Source organism: Bradyrhizobium sp. WSM2793, from assembly GCF_000379585.1.
In the GTDB taxonomy this organism is placed as follows: domain Bacteria; phylum Pseudomonadota; class Alphaproteobacteria; order Rhizobiales; family Xanthobacteraceae; genus Bradyrhizobium.
The window spans coordinates 24,579-31,579 of sequence record NZ_KB902816.1; the positions used below are offsets into that span (position 1 = coordinate 24,579).

The 7,001-nt window shown below is 57.5% G+C and carries 4 protein-coding genes and 3 pseudogenes; 3 read left to right on the top strand and 4 right to left on the bottom strand.

Annotation, left to right across the window (positions count from 1 at the left end):
• Positions 1-48 precede the first annotated feature (48 nt).
• Positions 49-1,154: pseudogene (locus A3AS_RS0136660) on the top strand (IS630 family transposase).
• Positions 1,155-1,204: 50 nt separating this feature from the next.
• Here the strand turns inward: A3AS_RS0136660 and A3AS_RS0136665 are convergent.
• The 3 genes from A3AS_RS0136665 to A3AS_RS0136680 form a co-directional block, all read right to left on the bottom strand.
• On the bottom strand, positions 1,205-2,554 hold the full coding sequence (locus tag A3AS_RS0136665) for an IS701 family transposase (protein WP_026202747.1): 1,350 nt from the start codon (positions 2,552-2,554) through the stop codon (positions 1,205-1,207).
• Positions 2,555-2,615: 61 nt separating this feature from the next.
• A protein-coding gene (locus A3AS_RS46120) for an IS5 family transposase (protein ID WP_198293758.1) occupies positions 2,616-3,373 on the bottom strand; the annotation gives its coding sequence in 2 pieces (ribosomal slippage) (positions 2,616-3,220 and positions 3,220-3,373; 759 coding nt in all).
• 66 nt (positions 3,374-3,439) lie between these two features.
• Positions 3,440-3,913 carry a MarR family winged helix-turn-helix transcriptional regulator gene (locus A3AS_RS0136680; RefSeq protein ID WP_018322424.1) on the bottom strand — a complete coding sequence of 158 codons (474 nt, stop codon included), beginning with the start codon at positions 3,911-3,913 and terminating at the stop codon, positions 3,440-3,442.
• A 93-nt stretch (positions 3,914-4,006) separates the two neighbouring features.
• Between A3AS_RS0136680 and A3AS_RS0136685 the strand changes: the two genes are divergently transcribed.
• Both A3AS_RS0136685 and A3AS_RS44295 read left to right on the top strand, forming a co-directional pair.
• A complete protein-coding gene (locus tag A3AS_RS0136685) occupies positions 4,007-4,375 on the top strand; it encodes an antibiotic biosynthesis monooxygenase (protein WP_244558879.1) in 369 nt (122 codons plus the stop codon).
• 30 nt (positions 4,376-4,405) lie between these two features.
• Positions 4,406-4,840, top strand: a pseudogene (locus A3AS_RS44295) (hypothetical protein); the annotation flags it as partial.
• A gap of 679 nt (positions 4,841-5,519) precedes the next feature.
• On the opposite strand, the pseudogene A3AS_RS46125 reads toward A3AS_RS44295, so the two are convergent.
• Positions 5,520-5,963: pseudogene (locus tag A3AS_RS46125) on the bottom strand (transposase); the annotation flags it as partial.
• Between the last annotated feature and the right edge of the window lie 1,038 nt (positions 5,964-7,001).

Genomic DNA, 7,001 nt, shown 5'->3' on the forward strand with positions numbered 1-7,001 from the left:
ATTCGTCGCATTAGTTGATTGCTCGAATCTCTAGAGAGGAGAGTGCTAATGGCGAATGCAGGTGTGCGAGGCCGGCCGATCGCGCCGTTGGTGCTTAGTCCGCAGGAGCGGGCGTACTTGGAGAGGCAAGTTCGTCGTCATCGTGTAGCCCGATCGCTATCTGAGCGGTGCCGCGCGATCCTGCGATGTGCGGATGGTCTGCCAAGCAAGTCTGTGGCTGCCGAACTTGGCATCCATGAACACACCGTTGGCAAGTGGCGCCGCCTATTCTTGCAGGATCGCTGTGATGGCCTGCTTGACGAAGCCCGCCCTGGCCGCCCTCGAACCATCGACGACGATCAGGTTGCTGAGGTAATCGAGCGGACATTGCGTACGACACCGCCCGACGCGACGCACTGGTCGATCCGTTCGATGGCTGCGGAAACTGGCTTTTCTCACACCACGATCCGCCGAATGTGGACGGCGTTCGGCTTGCAGCCGCACCGCAGCCAGACATTTAAACTGTCGAGCGATCCGCTATTCGTCGATAAAGTGCGTGATATTGTCGGGCTTTACCTGTCCCCACCGAGCCGAGCCGTTGTCCTCAGCGTCGATGAGAAAAGCCAGATCCAGGCACTCGATCGCGAGCAGCCGGTCTTGCCGAATGCCTGGGGTGCCGGAACGCCGCACGCACAGCTATGTGCGGCATGGTACGACCACGCTGTTTGCCGCACTCGACATCGCTTCCGGCTTTGTCATTGGCAAATGCTACAAGCGCCATCGGGCGGTCGAGTTCTTGAAGTTCCTCAAAGAGATCGACGCTCAAATCCCTGAAGGGCTCGCTGTCCATATCGTCATGGACAACTACGCCACCCACAAGACACCCAAGATCAAAGCGTGGCTCGCTCGCCGGCCGCACTATCATGTCCACTTCACTCCGACTTCCGCGTCATGGATCAATCAGATCGAGCGCTGGTTCGCTGAACTCACCAGAAAGCAGATCCAACGAGGTGTTCACACCTCCGTCAGGCAGCTTGAGGCCGACATCCGTACCTTCATCGAACTGCAACAACAACCCGAAGCCCTTCAAATGGACCAAGTCCGCAGACCAGATCTTGGCTTCCGTCAAACGCTTCTGCCACAAAGCCCAGCAGACTTTATGTGGCGAACTTTAGATTCACCTGACTAGCACTACTTTGGCAGAATCTATTTGCGCCGGTGTTTTTCATGGATTTGTTTTCGGCAGTATGGACACCGTTGAGACGGCGGCCGAAGGATGAGATCGACGATGGCGTGACGTACGGCGGGCATGGTTGGCTGAGGCGGAGGTCCGTTGATTCTTTTTTTTCCGCCCCGCGTGTGCGAGGCGACGATGTTGCAGGAAGGCGTAGGCAATCATTGTCATCAGGGCGTGGCGATGAAGACCCTGCCATGATCGTCCCTCGAAGTGATCAAGTCCAAGCTCCTCCTTCAACTGCTGATGCGCCTGCTCACAAATCCATCTTGCCTTGATGGTGGCGGCTAGTGTGCGCAGATCCGTCGCCGCAGGGAGATTGGCAAGATAGTATTTCTTCTCCCCTGAGGCACGTTGCTCGCCAATGAGCCAAGCTTCGTCGCCCGGGAGATGCTGCTGACCCTTATCCCAAATCCGCTGAGGAGGGCCGTCGGCGGTGCGGACACGGAGAGCCGCAAATCGGGCTTTCAGCCGACCTTTCGTCCCGCTGCGCCAACTCACGGCTTTCCATTTGGCGCTGGCCAGCATTTGTTCTGCCGCAATCGATAAGATATCGGGCACGTGGTGCTTTCGTGGTTTCCCGCGGACTTTGGTGATCGGCCAAATGAGCTTCACATCGACCGGATACACCTTCAGGTGCCGAGGAATGCCGACAGCCCAAGCCAACCCGCGCTCTGTCAGCCCTTGTCGAAATGGTGCGCTAAGTCCGTATCCTGCATCCGCCAGCACACAGCCAAAGCGCACGTTGGCCGCCATCGCGCGGTCAATCTCGGCCAGAGCAATTTCCGGCTTGGACCGTGGCGTTCGGTGTTCGACTGGCACGCGAGCACGCTTCAAACGAGACACGTCGCTTGTCCAACTGTCAGGCAGGAAGAGACGTAACGCAATCATCACTGGCACTTCGCCGCGCGCAAGCGTCAAAGACACCAGCGTTTGGCAATTTGCCGTTTTACCGAGAGCCGACGCGTATTGAGCCGCAACACCAACCGAGCGTTCGCCCTTCTTCGGCAGTGAGGTGTCATCAATGACGAGCACCGCATCCCTGCCGCCGACAAGTCGGTCCGCCTGGTTGAGCAGTTCCGTCTCCAGCGGCGTCGCGTCCCAGACACCGTCCGCAATGAAATGGTGCAGTTGGTCGTAGTTGCCCGTGGCAAGGCGCTCCGCCATCGGCTGAACGCTCTTGCGATCGCCAGGACCGATCAGTCCCGCAACATACAGAGGACACATCCGCTGCCGAGTCTTATGACCCAGCCGGTCCAAGAACGGCATCAGCCAGCGTTCAAGTTCGTCTTCCCATCCCGCCATGGTCAGCCCTCCATGAGCCGACCACCCATGAATCATTGAAAAATTGATTCGGGAATCCTATAAAGCACGGCAAAACCGACAATCTGCCAAAGTAGTGCTAGGACGCGGACTCATAAAGACGCAGCCATAACCTGATTGACGCGAGTTGCACGAAGGCAAGGTTGGCGGCGAGCCTGTCGTAGCGCGTTGCGACCCGACGACATTGCTTGATCCTGTTGAAGAATCTTTCGATCTGGTTTCGAGCGCGGTAAAGGTACGGGCTGAAGCAGATCGGATCATTGCGATTGCATTTTGGCGGGATGTTTGCCCATGCACCTTTCTTCATGGCAAGATCTCTGATCCAGTCAGCGTCGTAGCCACGATCGGCGAGCAGCATCGATCCAGGCTTCAGACGAGACAGAAGTTTTCCGGCAAGTCGATTGTCATGGGCCTCACCAGGCGTCAGTGCCAGCCGTACGGGCAGGCCATTGCCATCTACAAGCGCATGAATCTTGCTGGTCAACCCGCCGCGTGACCGTCCTATCGATTGCCTCTGGTTCTTGGCGATGCACGCTCCGTGCTGATGAACGCGGACAATAGAGGTGTCGATCATCTGGACCGCCGCATCGTGAGCAGCGGCGAGTGCATCTATGATTCGGCTCCAGACACCGGCCCGGCGCCAGCGAACAAAGCGATTATAGCAGGTAGTGTAAGGGCCAAATGATCCGGCAAATCGCGCCAAGGTGCCCCAGATCGCAGAACCCAGAAGATGCCATTGAGGACGCGTCGGTCGTTTACCCGAGGAACTCCACGCGGCTTGTTTGGTAGCATAGACTTGATAGCTGCCCATTCGTAGTCCGTTAGTTCATGGCGCATGATTCGAAGCCTCAGTTTGGGAGCTTGAATCACGGGCGCCGGGGCGAGCACAATGCTTTTGCCATGTCAGGCCGACTTGTCCTCACGGCTACACTCAAGCTTATCTCGCAAGGTCGTGATCACGCGATGGACAATCCGTATATCCTTGACCGACAGCCGTTCTGAAAGATCGTTGATCCAGGGAGCCTGCAATTCCATTGCGGCTTCGAAGGCGCGCTGTCCATTCTCAGTGAGCACGACGAGCTGCGCCCGTCGGTGATGCGGGTTGACCTCAAAAGATACGAGGCCCTCTCTGTGCAGATCATTGATAATCCGCTGCACGTTTTGACGATTGCCGCCGAGGTCGCGTGCGAGCCAAGCGACCGGTTGGGGACGTTCGGCGGACACAATGGCGCCAAGCACCTGCCAGCGTGCGCTTGTTAGGCCAAGCGGGGCGACCAGACGGTCGCCGGCCGTCAGAAGTAGGCTGTCGAGCCTGAATAGATCGAGAACAAGGTCGGTCAGGGCGTCACCCTCGGGGGTTCGCTCGGCTCTTTTCATTTGTCACCATTGTTTTATATTGACATCATGGTGTCAATATGTTATGTAATCATAATACCAATTAGGTATCATTTAAAAGCGATGGAGGCACTCATGTCGCTGCTGCGCCCACTGGACCCTTCCTTCCCGATCGACCGCCAGATCGCTATCGAGGCAAATTCGGTCGTCCTGGTGAACCCATTCACTCTCGACAAAGCCGATGAGGCGGCTTTTCTCAAGACCTGGCAGGACGACGCAGCGTTCATGAAGCGACAGCCGGGCTTCATTTCCACTCAGCTGCACAGAGCTCTCGGCGACAGCTCAACCTATCTGAACTACGCCGTCTGGGAATCCACCGCACACTTCCGCGCGGCCTTCACCCATCCTGACTTTCTAGCAAAAATCGCCAGCTATCCGGCCTCGGCGATAGCTTCCCCTCATCTGTTCCAGAAAGTTGCCGTGCCCGGCATCTGCGTTGCCTAGCCCTGCTGTTTTTAGGAAGGGAAGATACTCATGATCAAGTTGATCCATCCTGTCGCTGGCGCCTTGGCTATCGCAACGATCGGCACATTTTGGCTATCGACGGTACTCAGCGAGCTGTTCGCGTCCCATGCCACAGTTGCAGCGGTTAAGAGCACCATACCGTGGGGTTTCTTGTTGCTGATTCCGGCGCTCGCTGCGACCGGTGGTACAGGTGTCATCTTGGCAAAGGGGCGCCGGGCCGGACTGATCGGGGCCAAATTCAAGCGCATGCCATTCATTGCAGGGAACGGTATCCTGATTCTTATTCCGTCTGCGCTCTTCCTTGCGTCCAAGGCTCAGGCGGCAGAATTCGATGCCACGTTCTATGCTGTGCAGGCGATCGAGCTCGTCGCGGGCGCAACAAACATTACACTTCTTGCTCTCAACATGCGGGACGGTCTCAAAATGAAGGGATGGTTGCGCCGCGCCCTTCAAAGTCTTGTCACAAAACGCTCGACTGTCTTTAAGATCGACGGCCGCCGCGTCCCCAAGCGGGCCCAGCCCGACCTCGTACTCGATCTGATCCGCAAGGCTGCAAACGCCCTTCTGCACCTAAGGCGGCGCAAGGTGCATCGCAGCCGGTTCAGCGAACCAAAAGGAGATCCGCACAAGGCGAAGGGCGAAGCGCCATTGCAGACCTCAGCTGCTGTCGTCGACGCGCTCACAGCCACGATTCTCAATGCAGACGCCGCCTTAAACTGGTTGGGCACTCAACCGCCAGATCTGGAAGAAGCCCGGCGAGCACTTGGTACTATCGCTAAGGATGGTAACCGAGCAGGCGAAATTATCGTTCGACTTCGAGCGCCGATGCAGGATGACGCTCTTGATCCTTAAACGCGCTCTGACCCGCACCATCCCGTTTATGATGGGGTTGTCTAATCGCTGCTGAAAGGTCAAGCATATAATCTTGTTGAAGTGCTTGCCGGGTGCACGGTTGTCTTCGCGGTCGACAGTAGCCGCCGCATGATGGAGCTTCACGGGACGAGCCTTCAATGTGGACGACGCACTTTGCTGAGTCAGCGGTGCAACCCCATCAGCGGAATGGCTCGGCTCACGTCCCGGCAAGGGACACCTCAAGCGTTCAGCTTCAGAACGCTAATCGGATTCATGCGATGGCTCCGGCTGTCGGATTGAACAGCTCGCCAGTCTTAACATTGTATGCATTATCACTGCCAGCTTGCGCGCCCCAGCCACGGCAGCTCTTTTGAAGCCGATTCTTTCCCGGAGCTGCAAACCCCACGTGCGCAACGTGCTTTCGCTTGAGCTGCGCGTGAGAATGACCGTCGCTGCTTCGTACAGAAGCCCTCGCAAATGACGGTCGCCACGTCGGGATATATGGCCGTCATAATCGACTTCTCGGGATGGATAGCGGCGCGTCGTCAGGCCGATCCACGCACCAACAGATCGTGATTTCTTAAAGTTGTCCGGCTCCTCAATGGCCGTGGCAAAGGCGGTTGCTGATCACACGGATGCCGGGAATGGACATAAGGATGCGGCAAGCCTGGCTCTGTCGCGCGTCGCGGACCAACTGGCCTAATATTGCAGGCCGAATGACAGCGTGTGCCTGCTCTCGCGAAATGGCACCAACTGGACCAGGCGTTACGGAAGGCCTCTTCCTCGGATTCCGGCGTTTTGCGGAGAAGGCTTAACCAACCCTGCGCCACGCGCAATCAAAAGGCGCGGTCGTCGTCGTTGCGGGCTCTGTCGGCCTCCTTCTGGGCCTCGGCCGCTTGGCGTCGGTACTCATCTTTCTTGCAGATCTGGTGATCATAAACCGAATTAGGACCCCCTCCCGATCAAAACCCCGCCAGCGCTAACCGACTATCACACACCTGTGGCATGGTCGTTGCACTGTCGAAGCGAACTGGGATTTCAGTGCTCAGTTTGAGAAGGAAACGCTGCCGGGACATGAATTTCGAGCCCGGCAGCGTCTTGATTTAGGACGAGTGGGACAACCAGCCGCCCGCGTGAACCGGCGAGCCGTCCGAAGTTCTCCCGTTCGAGCTGCTTAGATTTGCTTTCCGCGCATGCAATTGATCACAAACTCTCGCTTTGCGCGACCTTGCCTTTTCATAATTCCACCTGCACTCGAAAAACCACTTTCGGCAGCAAGCGGCTTGCATTTTTCCAGACTTTGGGGGGGGCCTCCGCGCGGCGTGCTCTGCTGGGCCTACCTAGCGCGGTGGTCATAGCCAGAGTGACGGAAGCATGAAATCAGCCTAATCATTACGATGCTCTCGCGTTCGGTGGTGTAAAAGACGCCGCGTTGAAAACCGCTATGGCTGGTTGCTGATTCCGCTCGATGTCGCCCACCATTCCGGAATGATCTCGCCCACCGTTCCGATTTGATCTCGCCCGCCATTCCGAGATGATCTCGCCCACCATTCCGGGATGATGTCGCCCGGGGTGACGAGGCCTCTTCTGGGTCCGATACGGTCCGCCTTTCGGCTTTGCGAAGGGGGACCTGGATGCCGACGGAGAGGTTTGCGATGCGCCATGTGCGCGATGTGATCAGATTGAAGTCGGCCGGGATGCCGACCCGCGAGATTGCGCGGCGGGTGGGGACAGCCCCTTCGACGGTGCGGTT

Bases quoted from the DNA above. Each gene is read 5' to 3' on its own strand.
- A3AS_RS0136665 (WP_026202747.1), bottom strand. From the start codon at position 2,554: ATGATTCATGGGTGGTCGGCTCATGGAGGGCTGACCATGGCGGGATGG.
- A3AS_RS0136680 (WP_018322424.1), bottom strand. From the start codon at position 3,913: ATGAAAAGAGCCGAGCGAACCCCCGAGGGTGACGCCCTGACCGACCTT.
- A3AS_RS0136685 (WP_244558879.1), top strand. From the start codon at position 4,007: ATGTCGCTGCTGCGCCCACTGGACCCTTCCTTCCCGATCGACCGCCAG.